The organism is Paenibacillus sp. XY044 (assembly GCF_002257645.1).
Lineage (GTDB): Bacteria > Bacillota > Bacilli > Paenibacillales > Paenibacillaceae > Paenibacillus_AQ.
In genome coordinates, this window is sequence record NZ_NQMO01000002.1 from 1060254 (window position 1) to 1079639 (window position 19386).

Genomic DNA, 19386 nt, shown 5'->3' on the forward strand with positions numbered 1-19386 from the left:
AGAGGAGTTTTACATTGAGGGATTCAAGTATTATGTTGTCTGATTTAGAATTGATGGAATATCATGTGAAAGTGTTGTTTAAACACGATAATGAAAATCGAATGACAGTCGTGAATGAACCCCCATACGATCTTGCTCCAAGGATTTTCATCGGTGGCACCAAACAAGGGTATGTAGTAAGGTATTCAAATACGCTGAAGGCAAGTGTCGTAGAAAAGCTAGAAAAATTCAAAGGGACAAATCCTGGTGATCATTTGGTAGATGTAATGAAAGATTTGGGTATAGATTTACCAATAAATAATCTATCGATTGGACCAGCATACGTATTCCCAGATGTCATAAGTAGGTCATGTCCAAATGCAATACAAGTGACTCATGAAAACAAAGATCTTCTAAAAGATCATTTTCGATTTACGTTTGAAGATTTCGAGTATAAGCAACCTTGCTTTGTAATAATTGAGGAAGGTATCCCTGTTTCAATTTGTTGCAGTGCAAGACAGACATCAATTGCTGATGAAGCAAGTATCTTTACACATGAAAATTACCGTGGAAGAGGATACAGCGTAGAAGTTTCGAATGCTTGGGCTGCAGAGGTGCAAAAGCGAGGACGAATTGCATTATATAGTACTTCATGGAACAATTTTGCATCCCAAAGCGTGGCAAAGAAACTAAAGTTAATTCAGTATGGGACAGACATTCATATGAGTTAAAATTCAGTAACACGCAAGACTTCTTCTTCATTTAACGAGGGGCTCTGTGTTTCATAAAAAACGACAAGTCGTATTCTCTTGTTATTACACAAGGGAAGTCGAAATGTCGTCTTTTTTTTTCTATTTTAATGACATTGGAAGTTCAGACCCATGTGCCGAATGAGCATGATCATATCCAGGATGTGAAAGTGGTGACATCAATCCTGGACAACCAAGGCAGACTCGTTGGGTCGTCAGAAAGCATGATCGAAATTGTTACGGCTGAAGGGGAGCATCTAATATTTTGCAATTACAATCAAACCGTTTACAGCCTCCCTTCGTTTCCTTTAACAGTACCGGAAAAATCATGTATGAAATGGAGGAAGAATCATGATGAAAACCGTGTTCCTGTCAGTTCTACTGCTCTTTGTCTTTACGGCTGCCGGATTGTCAGCCTATGCAAAAATGGACAATAAGCCGGCGTCCCAGGCGACACCAAATTCCAGCCAAAGTGATCATGTCATCCGGGTGTACGGGCCGGGCGGACCACTTGGACCGATCAAGGAAACTGCTGAACATTTTTCAGTTGAAACGGGAATCAGAGTGGAAGTAACAGCAGGACCAGAGGGAAATTGGATCGGCAAGGCAAAGCAAGATGCAGATATTATCTTTGGTGGTTCCGAGTATATGCTGCAGGACTTCATCTTTAACCACTCCGATATGATCGACACTAAATCACGAATGGAGCTTTACCCGCGTGCAGCGGGAATATTGGTGAGGAAAGGAAACCCTAAGAAGATTGAAAGCCTGGAGGATTTAACAAAAAAGGGAGTAAAAATAATCGATGTGAATGGGGCTGGACAGCTTGGCCTGTGGGAAGACTTGGCAGGCAGAAAAGGGCTGATCGAAGGCATCTCCCAAAATATTAACCTTTCAGTAAAGTCGAGTGCCGAAGCCATTGAAAGATGGAAATCGAATTCCAGCCTGGACGCCTGGATTACCTATGAATCGTGGCATTACCGGCTCCAGGATGTGACTGACCTGGTCGAACTGGCTGAAGAAGAAAAACTCTATCGTGGAACGCCGATCGCCCTGACGAATATCACCGATCAGAAAAAAGAGGCCATGCAATTTATTGATTATTTAAGAACGGAAGAATCTCACCAAATCTTTCAAAAATGGGGCTGGAAGTAAGGATAAGCCTTGAATCTAAAAAACGGGGAGGAACATACATGAAAAAAGGAATTTTTACCCTTGTGATCCTATCGATTATTTTTGTTTTGGCTGCCTGCGGAAAAAGCACTGAGGAAAAAACAGAGGCGGATCAACCCAATCAAGCCCAAACGGATCAAACTAAATCGGAAAAAGCCCCGGCTGACAGCCTCCGGCTATTGGAGAATGAGAAAGCTGGAAAGTACCTGGCGGATCCACAGGGAAGGGCCCTGTATTACTTCAAAAAGGACGAAGCAGGAAAAAGCAATTGCAGCGGAGAATGCCTGGCAAACTGGCCGGCATTTACCCAGGAGGATTTCACCGTCCCGGAAGGTTTTGACAAAAAGGATTTTGATACGATCACAAGAGAAGACAACGGGGAGAAGCAGGTCACGTATAAAGGCTTTCCTCTCTATTATTTTGCAAATGACAAGCAAGAAGGGGATGTAAACGGACAAGGAGTAAAAGATATATGGTTTGTCGTAAACAGCGAAACAAAATTTGAATAAACCTGCCCAGGGAACGATCCGTCGCGGTCGTTCCTATCTTTTCTTTTAGAATAAAAAAATTGCAATGAATTTTTATCCAATAGCAGGGAGTGCCATATGAAAGAAAAACACGATGCGGAATTAATGAGATTGGTAAACGAAAACCACCATCACGCATTAGAGGAGCTTTATGATCGATATATAAAGCTTGTCTACAGCTTTGTTATGAAGTTTTGCAATGGGAATGAGGATAAGACGAAAGAGATTATTCAGTTGGTCTTTTTGAGGCTATGGACAACAAACAGCCAATACGACCCCGCTCAAGGGAGCTTTGTTAATTGGCTCCTCACGATTACCCGCAATATTTGCATTGACTACCTTCGCAAAGAGAAGAGGCATACTGAGCACCATCAAGAGGAACATGAAGAGATCGCCGACCCTGCCAATGAAATCGAGCAACGAGTAAATAGTAATAATATTGCGATGGCGAAAAACAAATTGCCGACGGCGCAAAGAAAATTAATCGATTTGCTTTATTGGAAAGGGTATTCTCTTTCAGAGATCGCCAAGCTGGAACAAGAGCCGCTCGGTACGATTAAAAGCAGGCTTCACCAGGCTCTTAAAGGATTGAGAAAGCATCTGGAACTGGAGGATATAAAATAAAATGAAAAGAGAGTGCGACCATTTAATTCCATATATAGCGAATGAGCTCAAGGAGAGCGAACACATGGCCTTTGTCGAACATTTAAAGAATTGTACGGATTGCAAGAAAGAATATCAGGAATTGTCCCAGGCATGGCATGCTTTGCCGTTTGATTATACCGAAATCGAGGTGCCTGAATCGCTAAAAGATGAGGTGCTGGGGTTTGTTTTTGATCGCAAAAGGAGAAGCGTTACGGAAACATTCATGACTAAGATGAGCAAGCTTGCCATGATGCTCAAAAGCCAGTTCACTCCAGTTTCAGCCAGTATCGTGGCCGTCTTGTTGCTCGTGACTATTGGCTTTGGAATAGCGAATGTACAGGACAAAAATCGCCATGCCGAAAATATCCCTATTGAAATTTTAGCGGCCATTCCCTTAAAAGCAGCCAATCACAGCCACCCGGGAACAAACGGCATCGCCTATATTGTCCAGCAGGGATCAGCGAAAAATTTGGTGGTGCAGGTACACGAATTGCCCAGCGTCGAAGCTTCACAGGTTTACCAGGTTTGGCTGCTGAAAAACGGCACGAGGGAAAATGGCGGCATATTCAAGCCGGACGAACACGGATCCGGAATACTGACCTACCAGCTCGCCGCAGGGCAGACTTTTGATCAAATCGGTATCACCGTTGAACCGGACACCAACAGCAGCCAGCCAAGGGGAGAAAAAATAGCCGGGTCATAGATGGTAACAGAAAAGGACAGATATATTTTGTGGCATAGCCCCGTCAAGTTCTATCGATGTCCTTTTTCGTTTGTCTACCTGAAGGGGATAATATCAGATCCGGAAGTCCTTTTTCTTTTTGGCTCAGGAACATAGGACAGGTCAATGTAATATTGTTACATTAGACCATTTAATAAGGGGAGTTTTGATGAGCCAGAAATTAACCTTTGATTATATCATCGTAGGAACAGGTCCTGCTGGCGCAGTCATCGCCAAAACATTAAGTGATAATAAAGAAGTATCGGTTCTTGTCTTGGAGGCCGGTGAAAACAACGATAAGGATACACCCATTAGGGATTCTACATTCGCTCCTGAACTGGAAGAACTATTCTCCCCCCAATACTTCTGGCAAGCGGAAGGAGTTCCGCAAGAGGGGCTGGATGAACGCTCGTTTGAATGGACTACGGGGCGCCTCTTGGGCGGGGGATCCTCGATTAACGGGGAGCAGTATGTGCGGCCTACATCAGCCGTTTTTAGGGAATGGGAAAAGCTCTTAGGTCCGCTTTGGTCACCTAGGCGGGCCATTCGTCGGTTCAAGAAGTTAGAAAAGTATAACGGAGAAACCGATAATTCAAAAGCACGGGGATACAGTGGTCGGATCGATATAAGGCAGGCCCCGGTACAGCCTACATCTATGGCGGAAAAGCTCACTTCAGCCATTGAGAAGGCTACAGGTTTTCCGGAGATCCTTGACTATAACGATCCTAAAACACCCCTGGGTCCATTTACCCGTTGGCAGTTGTATCAAAATCCAAATGGTCGAAGGGAAAATTCCTCCACAGCCTTTCTCTCTTCGGATATCATGACGCCTTCCGGCCGCGGTGTAAACGGCAGAAAACTAAAAGTTTTCTTTAAATCAACGGCTCTACGCGTGCTTTTTGACAAGAAACGCGCCACGGGCGTGGAATTCCTAAAAGAAGGAAAACGCATTCGAGCTTACGCACAAAAAAAGGTGATCATATCTGCGGGCATCAATAGCGCTCAACTATTAATGCTATCCGGAATTGGGCCGGCTGCATTACTTAAAGAAGCAGGTATCCCTGTGGTTTTTAATAACCCGAACGTAGGCAAGAGGTTGAGAAATCACACACTTAACTTTGCCGCATTCACCACCAATCCGAACGATAATGCCCTGCCTGCGAATGATCTGAATGCCCTTTATACAGGGGGAGCCTTTTTGCCCGATCCGACGGGTGTAAACAGCAATCGCCGGGCGGTTCAGCTTATTGGCATTGGTTCCGACAGCATGTTAACCTTAGCGGTACTTTACTTGCGCCCCAAGAGCCGAGGCTCGATTAAGATCCAGAACAAGGATCCGCTTAAAATCGTGCTTGCGGATGAAGGATTTCTCGCCAATCCGGCTGACATGGAAGCCGTTAAACATATTTTTAAAACCTATGTTAAAAATATAGCGGCAGAACTCGCATCCATCGATCCGTCATACCAGCTTGTTTCACCCACACTGGATATGATTGAGGACGACTCGCAATTGGAGGAGTTTATTAAACAGAATTTCGACCATAATCATCACCAGCAAGGCTCCCTTCGCATGGCTCCGTTAAAAAAGGGTGGGGTTGTCGATTCAAGGGGAAACGTGCACGGGGTAGAAGATTTAATCGTTGCAGACGCTTCTATCATTCCATTTACGGTGGATGGTAATACTTCAGCCGCTACTTTCCTTATTGGTTATACGATTGCAAGGCAATTGATATTACCGGATAAAAAAGGCAGAAGACAGCCAGACGAGAGCGACGAAGAGTAATTGACCCATCTTATTCATAAAGAATTCAAAAGTCCCCGGGTTCGAAAACCCGGGGACTTGAGAGCTTTGCTCCTTGTTGATATTAACCCAAGAATTTAATGGATTGTTTCGTTTTTCTTGCAAATGCAATGGGATCATCGACCGACTCCCAGTGAACATACATGAGGCGCGGATTCTCGAATAACCAGTGATTGTGGACTGCCGTTACTGTAATCCCGTTTTTGCGGAGATTTGTCAGCAATCGGTTGACTTGATTTTGGAAGAGAGCCGTTTCCCCTAAACAGAGGGCACGACCCGAACTATTCAGGGATTCGAATGAGAACAGTTGATACCGGACCAAAGGAGAAGTGGTACGTCTTCCTAATATAGAGGCTCTAATGACTCTGTTTCTGGAGACAAAACAAACCGGACCTTTTGTAATTTCATGCTCCGTTCCACCTAAAATCGTTGAGAATTCGTCACATAGTTTTTTAAAGCGAGGACTTACTTTAACTTGCGCCATCCGAAATCATCCTCCCACGAAATGATATACTTACAAACGGATCGTTCAACGGCATTAACCCAAAAATTTAATGGATTCTTTTGTTTTTCTAGCAAATGCAACAGGATTATCAATGGATTCCCAGTGCATATACATTAAGCGAGGTTGTTCTTTCAGCCAGTGATTATGGACCGCTGTGACTTTTATCCCGCGTTTACGGAGATTCGACATCAATTGATTCACCTGATTTTGATGAACGGCAGTTTCACCCAGACAAAGTGCGCGGCCCGACTTATCAAGAGATTCGAAGGAAAACATTTGCATTTGAACCAAAGGGGAACGCGTTCTTTTTCTCAGAATGGTCGCTCTTAAATTCGTCATCCGCGTGACAAAGCAAACCGGACCTGCGTCAACTTCCGATTCACCCCCCAATATTTTCCCGAATTGGGTACAAAGCTTTTTGAACTGCGGACTAACCTTTACTTGTTCTGCCATCATAAGTCCTCCTTTTATCAAGTTCTATGTATTCTATGATCAAAAAAGAAAGTTGCGTGGACCGATAACATAGGGTACTTCGCATAAGAAAACGAACATTCGATATTACGCATGACAAACGCTTGACGGACAGAAGCATCTTGTGATAGTTTCTTCAGTATAAAAATGAAAAGGGAGGGATAAAGCGATGACGATTTCTGAGATTGTAGATGATCAGGTGAACCTGTCTTTAAGAGCGATGTTTGACAAGGTTCACCAAATCACATACACAATTCAGATACCGGAACTTTATCCTTCTATGCATAGATATGGTGAGTGACTTATTTTTTAGATAGTCGCTTGTTTTTGTATAGCTAGGTTAATGTAACGCAAAAAGCACCGGTAAGCTGGTGCTTTTTTGCGTTTTCTCCGTTTAAGAGGAGATCGTTAACGATGAAGCATAGTTCTAAATACGAGAAAATCCGTCAGATCCTATCGGCGCTTAAACAACCTGATTATAGATACAGGCAAATTACGGAAGCCATTTTCAAGCAGAAAATCGGACATTTTGAAGAAATGACCAACTTGCCTAAAGTCGTAAGAAACGAATTCATCAAGGAGATCGGTGACAATGTAATGAGCATTACGCCCAAAATCGTGCAGCAGTCCAAACAAGTAAGCAAAATCCTTTTTACTATCCCCGGTGACGAACATATTGAGTCCGTGAAGTTAAGTTATAAAGACGGCTGGGAATCCTATTGTATCTCATCCCAGTGCGGCTGCGGTTTTGGTTGTACGTTTTGTGCTACGGGAACGCTTGGTTTGAAGAGAAATCTCACAACGGATGAAATCACAGACCAGCTTCTTTATTTCACCTTGCATAATCACCCGTTGGATAGTGTGTCCTTTATGGGGATGGGCGAGGCACTCGCAAATCCATATGTATATGATGCTTTACAGGTGCTGACGGATCCTCAGCTTTTTGGATTGGGGCATCGGAGAATTACCGTGTCTACCATAGGTATACTGCCTGGAGTAAAGAGGTTAACGAGGGATTTCCCGCAGATCAATTTAACTTTTTCTCTTCACTCCCCGTTTCAGGATCAGAGGAGCGAGTTAATGCCTATCAATCATCATTTTCCGTTGGGAGAAGTTTTGGCGGTGTTGGATGAGCATATCCAGAATACGAAGCGAAAAGTCTACATTGCTTATATCCTTCTAAGGGGAATCAATGATTCGACCAAACATGCTGAAGCCGTTGCTGATTTATTGCGTGGAAGGGGCTCATGGGAACATTTATATCATGTCAACCTCATCCCTTATAATTCTACCGATGCCACCCCACAAAGTTATAAAGAATCGGATCAAAACAGTATAAATATGTTTCTTAAAGTCTTAAAGTCCAAAGGAGTCAACGTCACCGTCAGAACCCAGTTTGGTTCTGATATCAACGCAGCTTGCGGGCAGCTGTACGGATCAAATCAAGCCAAATGATTTTGCTGCTTGAACCATCATTTCAAGGAGTGAGTCTCAGTGAGATATATTAACGCCTCTGCCGTCTTGCCGGAAGAGTTAGTCGAAAAATTACAAGAATTTGTTCAGGGGGAGTACCTCTATATTCCCGCTATAAAAAATCAACATCGAAGCTGGGGAGAGTTATCAGGCGCCCGAAAAGAGATCAACCAAAGAAACCGTGAAATATTAAAAGCATATTTATTAGGAGCATCCGTCGAGGAACTCTCGGAATCGTTCTATTTGTCAATCTATGCGATCAGAAAAATAATTCATCAGAAGTAGAAATGGATTTCCCCCCTCAAGCAAACCGTGCTAAAGGAAGCATGATGTGACTTGTAGGGGGTTTTTTATACTAAATACTACAGTACCATTCCGTATATAGATCAAGAAATTTCAATCTGTTAACGTATAGATGTGGGCAAATGATTAAATTTATTATTCTTTGAATGGTATCAAGAGGAGGTCGAAGTAATGGATGCTATCGTAAATACTTCGGTTGTCATGTAAGTAAACATAAAGGAATGATGATTTAAAATACAAGTAACAGCTGAATATCATTATTTATGCTTACTTAAGGCTAATCGTTCCTGCGTATATTCATGCACAATATGTCTAGAGGATCATCAGGAGGTATTAAGCTTTGTTAAAAGTTTCCGTATATGATATGGAAGGTAGAATGACTGGTGATATGGAGCTCGAAGAATCTATCTTCGGTATCGTCCCGAACGAATCCGTTCTACATGATGCGGTTGTCAACCATCTCGCAAATAAGCGCAGCGGGACTCACTCCACATTAACTCGTGGCGAAGTTAGAGGCGGAGGCCGAAAGCCTTATAAACAAAATAAAATTGATAAATCTAGAGCGGGTTCGACTCGTATGCCACACTGGCGTCATGGAGGGGTCGCATTTGGTCCCAAACCTCGCGACTATGGTTATCGCCTGAATAAAAAGGTCAAGCGTCTCGCGATCAAATCGGCTTTGTCGGCTAAAGTACAAGATAACGAGCTCATTGTAGTCGACAGCATTCAATTAGAGAGTTACAGGACAAAGTCCATCGTTGCCATGCTTAATGCTCTGGATGCCAATAGGAAAGCACTTATAGTCATACCTGAAAAAGATCATATGGTCTATAAAAGTGCAAATAACATTCCGGGTGTGCAAACAACAGAAGCCGATTCGCTGAATGTATATGATATTCTGAATTGCGATACGTTCATTATTACTAAAGATGCTGTAAGAATGGTTACGGAGATCTATGTTTAGGAAGTAAATCAATTTCATACACACCTCTATTAGCCTGAATCCCAAGAGGATCAGGCTTTTTAGTTTGCGCTCGAACGGGGATGGATTATAGTTATAACAAAGCCAATCGTATAAGTGATCATTACTGGAAAAGGAGGGGAACACATGGCATCCGGTATGGAGACAGGCACCTACGGCTTTCGTTTCACGGCGCCTTCGCACCTGGCGCTGTGCGAATTGTTTGCGGTCGGGCGGGACGAGATCAGGCACCCGTCGTACCGATGGGATGGGGATGAGCGGAAGGACGGTCCGCTGCTGCTGTTCCAGTATACGCTGGAGGGTGAGGGTATGTTCGAGTCGGATACGGAGACGTACCGCATCGGTCAGGGACGGGCGATCATGGCCGAAATTCCGGGGAATCACCGCTATTTTTTTCCGGCGGTCGGGTCGCATTGGTCCTTCGTGTTTATTCTGATGCGGCCATCGCTCATCCTGCCGAATTGGGAGGAAGCGAAGCTGCGATTGGGAGAGGCTCCATACTTGCCGCCCACAAGCCTGCCCGTCCGCGTGCTGCAGGAGATCTGGGATCAAGCGGGTTACGGCCGGATTACGGACCCTTACACGGCCTCTTCCTGTGTATACTCCTTCGTATCCGAACTGTGCCGGTATGCGTTGGCACCGCATGATGAACGCCGGAACTGGCCGGATAAAGTACGCCAGGCCGCCGAGTATATGGATGCGAATTACCGCTCGATGATCAGCCTGGACCAGCTGTCGGACCGGCTCGGATGGTCCAAATACCATTTACTGCGCACGTTTGCCGCCGCGGTCGGCCAGACACCGAGCGAATATTTGAATCGGGTCCGGATTGAACAGGCGATGCGGCTGCTCCGGCAGACGGACATGAGCGTTGAACGGATCGCCGCACAGGTTGGATATTCCGGCGGCAGTTACCTGATTAAGGTGTTCCGCAAAATGACCGGGCTGACGCCCGGGGGCTTCCGCTCCGAAGAGGGGCAGCTGACGTTCAGCCGAATGTTCTTCGATTAGATGTGTTGGACCGCAACATATTGCTATGACAGACGAAAGATTACTATGGAAACGTCATTCTTCCCGGCCGTAATATAGGAGGCATAAAGCAATTTCATTCTACTAAATCATTTCGGGAGGAACGTCATGCAGCATCATTCCTTTGCACCAACACCCCCTATGGGATGGAACAGTTGGGATTGTTACGGCGCAACCGTTACGGAAGCGGAAGTCTGGGGCAATGCTGAATATATGGCTCGTCATTTAAAGGATTACGGATGGGAATACGTCGTCGTCGATATTCAATGGTACGAGCCGGGTGCGGTTTCCGACCTTTACAGACCGTTCGTCCGGCTGGAAACCGACGGTTACTCGCGGCTCGTTCCGGCGGTGAACCGCTTTCCGTCCGCGGAGGGGGGCCAGGGCTTCAAGCCGCTGGCGGATTACGTACATAGCCTTGGATTAAAATTCGGCATCCATATTATGCGCGGCATTCCGCGGCAGGCGGCACATGATAATACCCCGATTAAAGGCACGAACATCACGGCACGAAATATCGCCCATACCTGCTCCTTCTGCGGATGGAATACGGACATGTACGGCGTCGACGCAGGGAAGGAAGGGGCTCAGGACTACTACGATTCCTTGTTCGAGCTATACGCCGAATGGGGTGTCGATTATATCAAGGTAGACGACATTGCGGATTCTTGGCTGCACGGAGGGCCGCATTTGGCGGAGATTGAATTGATCCGCAAGGCGATCGACCATGCCGGCCGTCCGATGGTGCTGAGTCTGTCGCCCGGACCCGCTCCCGTGAAGCATGCCGATTTCCTTGAAGCCAACGCTAACATGTGGCGGATGACCGACGATTTCTGGGACCGCTGGCCGCTGCTGCTCGATATGTTCGACCGCTGCGAGACCTGGCAGGGACGGCCCAAACCCGGCTGCTGGCCGGATTGCGACATGCTTCCTCTGGGCCGCATCGGCGTTCGCTGCAGTCATCCCGACCGGATGACGAATTTTACGCGTGACGAGCAGCTCACGATGATGACGCTGTGGACGATCTTCCGTTCGCCGCTCATGTTCGGCGGCGAAATGCGCGACAACGATGAGTGGACGTTATCGCTGCTGACGAATCGGGACGTGCTGGACATGCATCAGCACAGCTTCGGTACCCGTCAGGTGAGCCGGACTGGTAGCAGCGCTGTCTGGACTGCTGAAGGTCCCGCTGGCGAGCGTTATGCGGCGCTGTTCAATACCGGCGAGGAGGCTGCCGAAGTTTCCGTATCGCTTGCTGAGTTAGGCATATCTGGCTCGGTACATGCGAAAAATTTGTGGACCGGAGAGGAGCGCGGGGAGCTGGGCGGCACATTGGCGTCTACGGTTCCACCGCATGGAGCTGCTTTGCTCCGGCTTATCCCGGAATAAAAATACGATATATGTTGGTAGACGCCCCGCGGCTGTTATAATGATGCCGTGGGGCGTTTTTTATAATCATTGTTAAGGAGATGATAACGATGAAATCACTGAAGTTAAGACCTTTTGTTCCGTCAGGTGAGGATTACCCGTTAGCGGTGCGGTTCTATGAAGATATGGGATTTGAAAAAATGTTCACCAGCGATGAGCTTACGATTTTCCGGATGGACGAAACAGAATTCCATCTACAGAACTATCAGAACGCTGAATTTCAGATGAACTATATGCTGGAACTATGCGTTCAGGACTTGGATGCATGGTGGAGCCATCTTCAAAACGCTGTCATCGGGAAATACGGCGTTAAAGCCAAGCCCCCTGAAATCCAGCCATACGGCAGACGCGCCATCCATTTGTTGGATCCCGCCGGTGTTCTATGGCATTTTACAGAAGTCTGATTCCAGCCGATTGGACAGGTTAGACTGGTTTTATTGGAGAGAGGAGGATGGTTCATATGGATGGGGATACGAAGAAAATCTATCTGATCTCCGGTCCGCTCGGGGTCGGTAAATCCACAGCGTCGAAAGAACTGGCGCGGCTCGTGGAACACTGCGTGTTGATCGAGGGCGACGATTTACTCCACATGTATATGACAGAGCCTTCACCGGCATGGGAGGAACGCTTAAGCTTAGCTTGGATGAATATCCTTTCGGTCACCAGAAATTTTATCCAAAGGGGCTTTCATGTCGTGATCGACTTTGTCGTCGAAGATGAATTCGAGTGGTTTTGTCAGCATATCGCCGATTTGAACGTACAGCTCAAATATGCGGTGCTGCTTGCAGACGAAGAAACGATAGCGGAGCGCCTCAATAAGAGAGGCGATATTCATTCATTGGACCGTTCGCTGTTTTTGCTAAATAAACTAAAGACTTCGCCAGTCAATACGGAATATGTTGTGGATACGAATCAAAAGGATCCGGCCGACGTTGCCGCAGGAGTGGTCACAAACGATAGGTTTCATGTTCATGTGCCGAACTAACGGAAGTGTTATTAAACAGCGGCTGCGCAAGCCTTAGACTGCTATTCTCCAAGTCTTCGTCGGCCGCTGTTTTGTTGTGCTCGAAAGTCTCTGAAGAGGCAAGATGGCAGCCCTTGAAAAAAGGGGTTGACAATAATTGTTAATCGACGCATAATAACATTGACTGAACGAGTCAATCTAAAACAATCCGACATAAATATTTTTTTGGACTATTATCGACTGAATGAGTCAATCTAAACTCGAGGAGGAATCATCTTATGGTTACCAAGACAAACAAAAGCAAGGCCATCGTCATCGGTGGAGGTATGGGAGGATTAATGACCGCGCGGGTGCTTTCGGATCATTTCAAAGAAGTGTTGATCATCGAGAAAGATGGATATCCGACACGGCCGGACGTTCGCCCGGGAACACCCCAGGCATTCCATCCGCATCGCTTTACGGCGCGCGGGAAAGCGGTCATCGAACGGCTCTTTCCTGGATATGAGCAAGATATGATCGCGAACGGCTGCCCATCTTCTCTCAACAAAACAGCGTATTTCCTAAACCAGTACGGCAGCTTGGAAATGAAGTACGACCGGGATGATCTTAAATTCAGCAGAGCGCTTCTGGAGTGGGTCATCCGCCAGCGGACGGCCGCCATTTCCAACGTGCAATTTCTGACGAAACACCAGGTGACCGGCTTGTTAACGAGCCCTGATGGATCGATTGTAACGGGAGTGCAGGCCAGAGACCGCGAGCAGTCCGGACCAGAGAAAGCCCTGATTGCCGATCTGGTCATCGATACGAGCGGCCGGTCATCAAAACTATCGGGCTGGCTTATGGACCTGGGCTACGAGGTTCCCAAACCGGATCTGTTGAAGGTCTCGCTCGGATACAGCACCCGCCGTTATAAAGTGCCGCCGCATCTGACTCATTTGATCGATCAATGGGACGTTATTAACATTCAAGGTCAGCCTGCCAGCGGTACGTATACGAGCGTCTTCTCCTTTATCGAAAACGAAACGGCAGAAGTGCTGCTCGCCCGTCCGGGCGGGAATTACCCTCCAACAGATGCCGCCGAATTCGAGATGGCCTTACAGCAGCTTCCGAGCCCGAAAATATCGGAAATCGTCCGCGATTTCGAACCGATCGCTTCACCCAGACCTTTCCGCGTTCCGGAATTGTACTGCCATCGATACGAGCAGATGCCACAGTGGCCGCAAGGCTTGCTGGTCCTGGGAGATGCTTACTGCATCTATGACCCGATCTTCGGCCAGGGCATGACCGTGGCTGCCATCTCTGTCGAAATCCTCGAGGCGTGTCTGCTGGAACAGCACGCTGAGAAGCGGCCGGATTGGGAGCATGGCGTACTTCACCGTATCAAAGAGGCCATCGAGCCGGCGTTCTGGCTGAACTGTACGGCCGATCTCCGGTGGGAGGGGGTCGAATACGATGGGGCGGATTCGAGCAGGGGGGACGCCTTTAGCCGGGAATATATGGAGCTGTTCCTCAAGTATGCTGTCAGCAAACCCGATTGGAAGTTCTATGGACTCTATTGGGCGGTTAATACGTTATCGGTATCCCCCCGAAACATTTTCAACCCTGAAACAGCAGTCCAAGTGTTAACCGCTTCGGAAGAAGGCAGGAAGCTGCTCTCCAGTCTTACGGCGGACAACGGCCAGCCCGTTGAGACGATTCTTGAAGAAATGCTTCCCCGGTTCCCGGAATCGCCGTTCGAGCTGGTCAGACCATAGCGGTAGTAAAGAGGGATTTGATATACTGATAGAAAACGGCGGCAAAGGGGTACTTGACATTGGCACCATTAAACGAAGAGCAATTACACCAAATTCGCGATGAACGAAAAGAGCAAATCAAGGCGGCAGCGCTCCAGGTATTTGCCCGCAAGGGCATCCTTAGCGCGAAGATGAGCATGATCGCGGAAAAGGCAGGCATTAGCAACGGGCTGCTGTACCATTATTTCAAATCGAAAGACGAATTGTTCACCTCGCTCGTTCAAGAGGCGATGGCCGAATCGGAAGCGGCGCTGCGCAGTGTTTATGACATGCCGGGAACGCCGCTCGAGAAAATCAGGGCGTTAACGGCGGAAATCCTCAATGAAGACGGCACTCCATACTTCATGCTGATTCACCAGGCAGCCACGTCCGACGGGGTGCCCGAACAAGTGAAGCAGCTTCAACAGAAATATTCTATGGATACGTATGTGGATATGCTGCTGCCGTTATTCGAAGAGGGCCAGCAGGCAGGGGAATTGACGGAAGGAGATCCGCGTGAGCTCATCGTTTGTTATTTATCCGTCCTATCCGGTGTGATGGTTATCAATTCGAATGGAAGCAAGGTGTATCAAATTCCGAAGCCCGACATGCTGATGCGGCTAGTTGCCCGGAAATAAACGATCCTGAAGAATAGCGATCATGGATGATAGACGTCCTTCACGATCCGACCAAGTCACGAATGGTGCGGCCTCCGGTCATCGTAAAAAAACTCTTTCCTACCTGTCTATCAAGACGGTTGGAAAGAGTTTTTATGTTTTTCCCTTATTCGGGAAGGGGGGACAGCTCCGGAAGCAGCAATTCTGCTTATCCGGCTCCATACTGGGCGAGATACTGCGGATACGAGCGAAGATGAACCGCTTTGGCCTTGCGCTGGGCCTCTTCCCGATGTTCCGGGACCTCCTCCGACTCGACGTAATCGGCCAGCACGTCAATGACGTCGTCCAGCAGTTTCGCCCGAAAATACAGCTCAAGCCGTTCGGCAACCGCATCTCCTGCCGCTGCCAGCACCTTCTCCCTCCATATCGGCCATGATGGGCCATGCCTTAGCGGCCAAAGCAGGACGGAGTAGTCCATCGCGGCATCTCCCTGGCCGGATAGGTCGTCCCAGTCGATGATCCGAAAGCCGTCGTTACCGCAAGTCAGTACGTTGTTTCCGTTCAGGTCGTTATGAACCACATCGCGCGCAGGCAGCCCAAATGCGGGGGTCTGCCGGACGGTTTCCCTCAGCCTTTCGATCTCTTCTCCAAACCACGAAATGGTCTCATCCGACACGAAATCCCGCAGCAGCTCCCGGGATCCGCGGATTCCTTCCAAGTCTTCTGTGAATCTGGATATGTACTCGTCCTCAAAAGCATCGGCATAAGTACGAGCCTCTGCTTCAGGCAGCATTCCGCGAAGAATGCCGTCGCGGTGCAGCTTGGAGGCGGCCTCGATCACGCCTGTCAACACGGGCTCAGGATTCAGCGCTTCCGCCAGCGGGACCGCTTCCTCGATATATTCGAACACAAGGCCGTACGGATACCCCTCTACGATCTCGCGGTCGATCCTGTGGACCAGCTTGGGGGCGGCGTAGTGTTCGGCAAGATAACCGCTGACGCCTGCCCACTGCTGCAGCCGCTCGCATCGATCGGGCGGAGCCAGCTTAACGTGAAGACGCGTGCAGCCATCCGACAAGCGGAGTGACAAATTGCCGAAGCCACCGGGATTATAGATATATGAAGCTTGGATATGATGTGGATCCAGGCCGATCGCATCGGCGTTCGCTGATGCCCATCTTTCGACCATTCGTTCTGCTAGCCGAACATTCATAACCGCTTCCGGCCTCCTCGCCTTCTATTGGTATATACCGGATATTGTAGCATGGAATGGGTGTAATTACCCGTCCGTCAAGAAGCAGGAAAAAACCATTCGTTCACGAATGGTTTTTTTAGATATCAGAAAGGATGTCCCAAGCATCTTGGATAATTGCCAACAATGGAGGTAAGCGCAAAATGTACACCGTTTTGATCGCCGAAAATGAACCGTGGGTACTGAAAGGAATCGTCCAGATGGTGAAGACGGCGGGGGAGGAATTCGAGCTCGTTGGAGAATGCAGCAACGGGGAAGAAGCCTGGAGCATGATTCAAGAAGTATGGCCCATGCTCGTGATCACCGATATCATGATGCCCGAGCTGGACGGATTATCTCTGATCAAAAGGATAGCTGAGCATCGCATTCCGCTCGTATCGGTCATTGTTAGCGGCTACGATAATTTTCAATATGCCCAAAAGGCGATGACGTATGGCGTGTCGGACTATTTGCTGAAGCCGGTAGAGTTTGAAACGCTGACCGAAGCGTTAAACCGGTCGAAGGAGAAGCTGGAATCGCTCAAGGACCTGAACGACTATATCGTCAAGTTTCAGTCTTTACTGGATAACAGCCAGGGCTTGACGATGGATGCGGTTTTGCAGAAGCAGCGCCATTTAATCGAGTCCATCTTAAGACTGCATGTGCTGAACAAAAATGCGCGGGTTGGGCTGCTGAATCTGATGGAGCACAAGCTGAAAAGTCTGATGAATGAACTCGGCCTGGATTTCAAAGACGTTCCGAAATATCAGTCAGGCGACGATGCGTCCATCCTGAAATATTACATGATGCTGCTGGAAAAGTGGTACCTCGGATACCCGGGATCGCCGAAAACGAGCATGCCCGCCGCCATTTCCCAGTCGTGCCGGTATATCGACGCCAATTATAAAACGAACCTGTCGCTCACGGACATAGCGAACCTGACGAATTTCAGCGTCTCCCATTTCAGTGCGCTGTTTAAAAAACATACAGGCAGCTCGCTCGTCAGTTATGTCAACCGTTTGCGTATTGACGAGGCCAAAAAGCTGCTGCGAACCACCTCGTACGCCGTATCCGAAATTGCGGAAATCGTCGGCTACACGTCTACGCCGTATTTTACGCGGGTATTCAAGGCACTTGCCGGGGTGGCGCCCCTCGAATACAGAAAGAGGATGGGATCATGAAATGGAGCCATTGGCATTACCGCTTCTCGTTCAAGACGAAGATCCTCGGGCTGGTGCTGTCGGTGAGCTTTGTGTCCATCGCACTGATGGCGGTCTTCACATCCTACTACTATACCGAATCGGCTAAAGATGATTTTTACACAATCGCCCAGGACTCAACCGCGCGAATCAATCATCAGCTTGACCGGTATTTTACGCAAATGGCCCAATCGACCTACGCTTCGATTGCCGGTCCTCTGCCCTCGAATTCGCTGCTTGGCGACAATCCGGAAAGCGGCCTTCTGCAGAAATGGCTCATCAGCGGCGAGAATTTCAACCGGGAACAGGAGGCGCTGGTCGAAGGCATCATGTCCAAATATATCGCGATCAATTACTCCAACGTCCTGGGGATTGTTCTCCGTTCGCTGGACGACCGATTGATTTATTCGAAAGATCATTCCCTGAGTCATCCGATGATTGAATCCTCGCCTTGGAAGGTCAGCCCCTTGTCCGACAAATTAAAAATCGTTCCCTCCTATTACCGCCATGAAGATGCGGTCATGCCCGCATACCCTTATATTACGCTGATCGTCCCTGTTTTTGATCCGAATTCGCTCAAGCTGATCGGCAACCTGAATATTGCCTTATCGATTACGGAAATCCAGGACATTCTTGGACAGACGAGACTCGGGAGAACAGGATATTTTTTTATCGTGGATTCGAGTGGCGAAATCGTGTATCACCCGGACGTGAGTTTGGCAGGCCGGCACGTGGAAGATACGGCTCTGGGCGTTCTTCCCCTCGGTAAGCAGGATGCCGTCATTGAGCGAGACGGGGAGAAAATTCTGATGTCCGGCAACCGCTCGGAAGTGACCGGCTGGAATATGGTTGCCTCCGTGCCCTTACACGAGATGGCCAGCGGCCTGGACTTTGCCCGCAAGGCTACGCTGTGGGTGATGACGGGCATTATTGCGTTATCGCTGCTCTTTATTCCCAGGATGGTCGGCCAAGTGGTGAAGCCCATTCTTCACCTGCGCAATCTGATGAAGCGCGTGGAGACAGGTGATACCAAAGTCAGTGCGGTGGTGGTTGCCGGCAGGGATGAGATACAGCAGCTGAACGGCAGTTTTAATCAAATGACGTCCAGGCTGAATGAACTCATCCACACCGTTCATCGTCTGGAGATCAATGAGATGAAGCTGCAGCTGCGGCAAAGGGATGCGCATATTCAGGCCCTTCAGAACCAAATCAATCCGCATTTGCTGTACAATACGCTGGAAATTATCAAGAGCATCGCTTTTATCGAGAAGGTGCCGACCATTGAGAAAATGGCGACCCGTCTGGCGGGCGTCTACCGGTATACATCGAAAATGCCCGGGTCGGAAGTGCTGCTGCGGGATGAACTGCGGAACCTGCAAAATTATTTGGACATCATTCATATCCGTTTTGATCATTTTCAAAGCAGCATTTCGGTGCCGGAGTCCTGCATGGACTGCCGCATGATCAAGCTGTCGCTGCAGCCGATCGTGGAGAACAGTGTGAAATACGCGGTTGAACCCAAAAACGGCCATGCCCGAATTACGGTGGAAGCCTATGAGCGAGAGGACGACCTCGTCATCGACATCACCGACAACGGAAATGGGTTTCCTGAAGAAGACCTGGAGCGGATCACTCATCGAATGAAGCTTGTGGAGCAGCAGGCGGAGCCGTTCGCCCATGAGGAGTCGGTTGGAATCATCAACGTTCATGCCCGAATGGTGTTGAAATACGGTCCATCCTACGGCGTCCGCGTGCAGTCATTACCAGGGAAAGGAAGCATCGTCACGCTGAAATTCCCGAAAAAGATAAAACCATGA

The 19386-nt window shown here is 48.2% G+C and carries 20 protein-coding genes; 17 read left to right on the forward strand and 3 right to left on the reverse strand.

Annotated features, from left to right (window positions below):
• Positions 1–14 precede the first annotated feature (14 nt).
• The 6 genes from CJP46_RS13280 (at position 15) to CJP46_RS13305 (ending at position 5577) form a co-directional block, all read left to right on the forward strand.
• Positions 15–710: a GNAT family N-acetyltransferase gene (locus tag CJP46_RS13280; protein ID WP_256992318.1), complete on the forward strand. Its 696-nt coding sequence runs from the start codon at positions 15–17 to the stop codon at positions 708–710.
• A 369-nt stretch (positions 711–1079) separates the two neighbouring features.
• A complete protein-coding gene (locus tag CJP46_RS13285; RefSeq protein WP_094596038.1) occupies positions 1080–1883 on the forward strand; it encodes a substrate-binding domain-containing protein in 804 nt (267 codons plus the stop codon).
• A gap of 38 nt (positions 1884–1921) precedes the next feature.
• Positions 1922–2410, forward strand: coding sequence for a hypothetical protein (locus CJP46_RS13290; protein WP_094596039.1), 489 nt, complete (start codon positions 1922–1924; stop codon positions 2408–2410).
• Between the two features lie 96 nt (positions 2411–2506).
• Complete coding sequence (locus tag CJP46_RS13295; RefSeq protein WP_094596040.1) at positions 2507–3052, forward strand: RNA polymerase sigma factor; 546 nt, start codon at positions 2507–2509, stop codon at positions 3050–3052.
• Between the two features lie 64 nt (positions 3053–3116).
• A complete protein-coding gene (locus tag CJP46_RS13300; protein ID WP_256992319.1) occupies positions 3117–3776 on the forward strand; it encodes an anti-sigma factor in 660 nt (219 codons plus the stop codon).
• A 187-nt stretch (positions 3777–3963) separates the two neighbouring features.
• Positions 3964–5577: a GMC family oxidoreductase gene (locus tag CJP46_RS13305; RefSeq protein WP_094596042.1), complete on the forward strand. Its 1614-nt coding sequence runs from the start codon at positions 3964–3966 to the stop codon at positions 5575–5577.
• A gap of 82 nt (positions 5578–5659) precedes the next feature.
• On the opposite strand, the gene CJP46_RS13310 is transcribed toward CJP46_RS13305, so the two are convergent.
• Together CJP46_RS13310 and CJP46_RS13315 are read right to left on the reverse strand one after the other, a co-directional pair.
• Positions 5660–6079: a DUF1259 domain-containing protein gene (locus CJP46_RS13310; protein ID WP_094596043.1), complete on the reverse strand. Its 420-nt coding sequence runs from the start codon at positions 6077–6079 to the stop codon at positions 5660–5662.
• A 54-nt stretch (positions 6080–6133) separates the two neighbouring features.
• The gene (locus tag CJP46_RS13315) at positions 6134–6553 is read right to left on the reverse strand and encodes a DUF1259 domain-containing protein (RefSeq protein WP_094596044.1); all 420 of its coding nucleotides are present in this window, start codon (positions 6551–6553) and stop codon (positions 6134–6136) included.
• Between the two features lie 432 nt (positions 6554–6985).
• Between CJP46_RS13315 and CJP46_RS13320 the strand changes: the two genes are divergently transcribed.
• The 9 genes from CJP46_RS13320 (at position 6986) to CJP46_RS13360 (ending at position 15160) form a co-directional block, all read left to right on the forward strand.
• Positions 6986–8026, forward strand: a complete 1041-nt coding sequence (locus CJP46_RS13320; RefSeq protein WP_094596045.1) for a Cfr family 23S rRNA (adenine(2503)-C(8))-methyltransferase — start codon at positions 6986–6988, stop codon at positions 8024–8026.
• Between the two features lie 39 nt (positions 8027–8065).
• Entirely contained in the window at positions 8066–8329 is a 264-nt protein-coding gene (locus CJP46_RS13325) for a CD3324 family protein (protein ID WP_094596046.1), read from the forward strand.
• A 358-nt stretch (positions 8330–8687) separates the two neighbouring features.
• On the forward strand, positions 8688–9311 hold the full coding sequence (gene rplD / locus CJP46_RS13330) for a 50S ribosomal protein L4 (RefSeq protein WP_094596047.1): 624 nt from the start codon (positions 8688–8690) through the stop codon (positions 9309–9311).
• Positions 9312–9455: 144 nt separating this feature from the next.
• Positions 9456–10340, forward strand: coding sequence for an AraC family transcriptional regulator (locus tag CJP46_RS13335; RefSeq protein WP_094596048.1), 885 nt, complete (start codon positions 9456–9458; stop codon positions 10338–10340).
• A 126-nt stretch (positions 10341–10466) separates the two neighbouring features.
• Entirely contained in the window at positions 10467–11747 is a 1281-nt protein-coding gene (locus CJP46_RS13340; protein WP_094596049.1) for a glycoside hydrolase family 27 protein, read from the forward strand.
• A gap of 89 nt (positions 11748–11836) precedes the next feature.
• Positions 11837–12190: a VOC family protein gene (locus CJP46_RS13345; RefSeq protein WP_094596050.1), complete on the forward strand. Its 354-nt coding sequence runs from the start codon at positions 11837–11839 to the stop codon at positions 12188–12190.
• Positions 12191–12246: 56 nt separating this feature from the next.
• Positions 12247–12771: an AAA family ATPase gene (locus CJP46_RS13350; RefSeq protein WP_094596051.1), complete on the forward strand. Its 525-nt coding sequence runs from the start codon at positions 12247–12249 to the stop codon at positions 12769–12771.
• A gap of 257 nt (positions 12772–13028) precedes the next feature.
• A complete protein-coding gene (locus CJP46_RS13355) occupies positions 13029–14504 on the forward strand; it encodes an FAD-dependent oxidoreductase (RefSeq protein ID WP_094596052.1) in 1476 nt (491 codons plus the stop codon).
• A gap of 59 nt (positions 14505–14563) precedes the next feature.
• Positions 14564–15160, forward strand: a complete 597-nt coding sequence (locus CJP46_RS13360; protein WP_094596053.1) for a TetR/AcrR family transcriptional regulator — start codon at positions 14564–14566, stop codon at positions 15158–15160.
• A gap of 187 nt (positions 15161–15347) precedes the next feature.
• Here CJP46_RS13360 and CJP46_RS13365 read toward each other — a convergent pair whose 3' ends face one another.
• Positions 15348–16352 carry an aminoglycoside phosphotransferase family protein gene (locus CJP46_RS13365; RefSeq protein ID WP_094596054.1) on the reverse strand — a complete coding sequence of 335 codons (1005 nt, stop codon included), beginning with the start codon at positions 16350–16352 and terminating at the stop codon, positions 15348–15350.
• 182 nt (positions 16353–16534) lie between these two features.
• Between CJP46_RS13365 and CJP46_RS13370 the strand changes: the two genes are divergently transcribed.
• Together CJP46_RS13370 and CJP46_RS13375 are read left to right on the forward strand one after the other, a co-directional pair.
• A complete protein-coding gene (locus tag CJP46_RS13370) occupies positions 16535–17551 on the forward strand; it encodes a response regulator transcription factor (protein ID WP_179281149.1) in 1017 nt (338 codons plus the stop codon).
• The gene (locus CJP46_RS13375; protein ID WP_094596056.1) at positions 17548–19386 is read left to right on the forward strand and encodes a cache domain-containing sensor histidine kinase; all 1839 of its coding nucleotides are present in this window, start codon (positions 17548–17550) and stop codon (positions 19384–19386) included. The genes CJP46_RS13370 and CJP46_RS13375 overlap by 4 nt, the downstream gene beginning before the upstream one ends.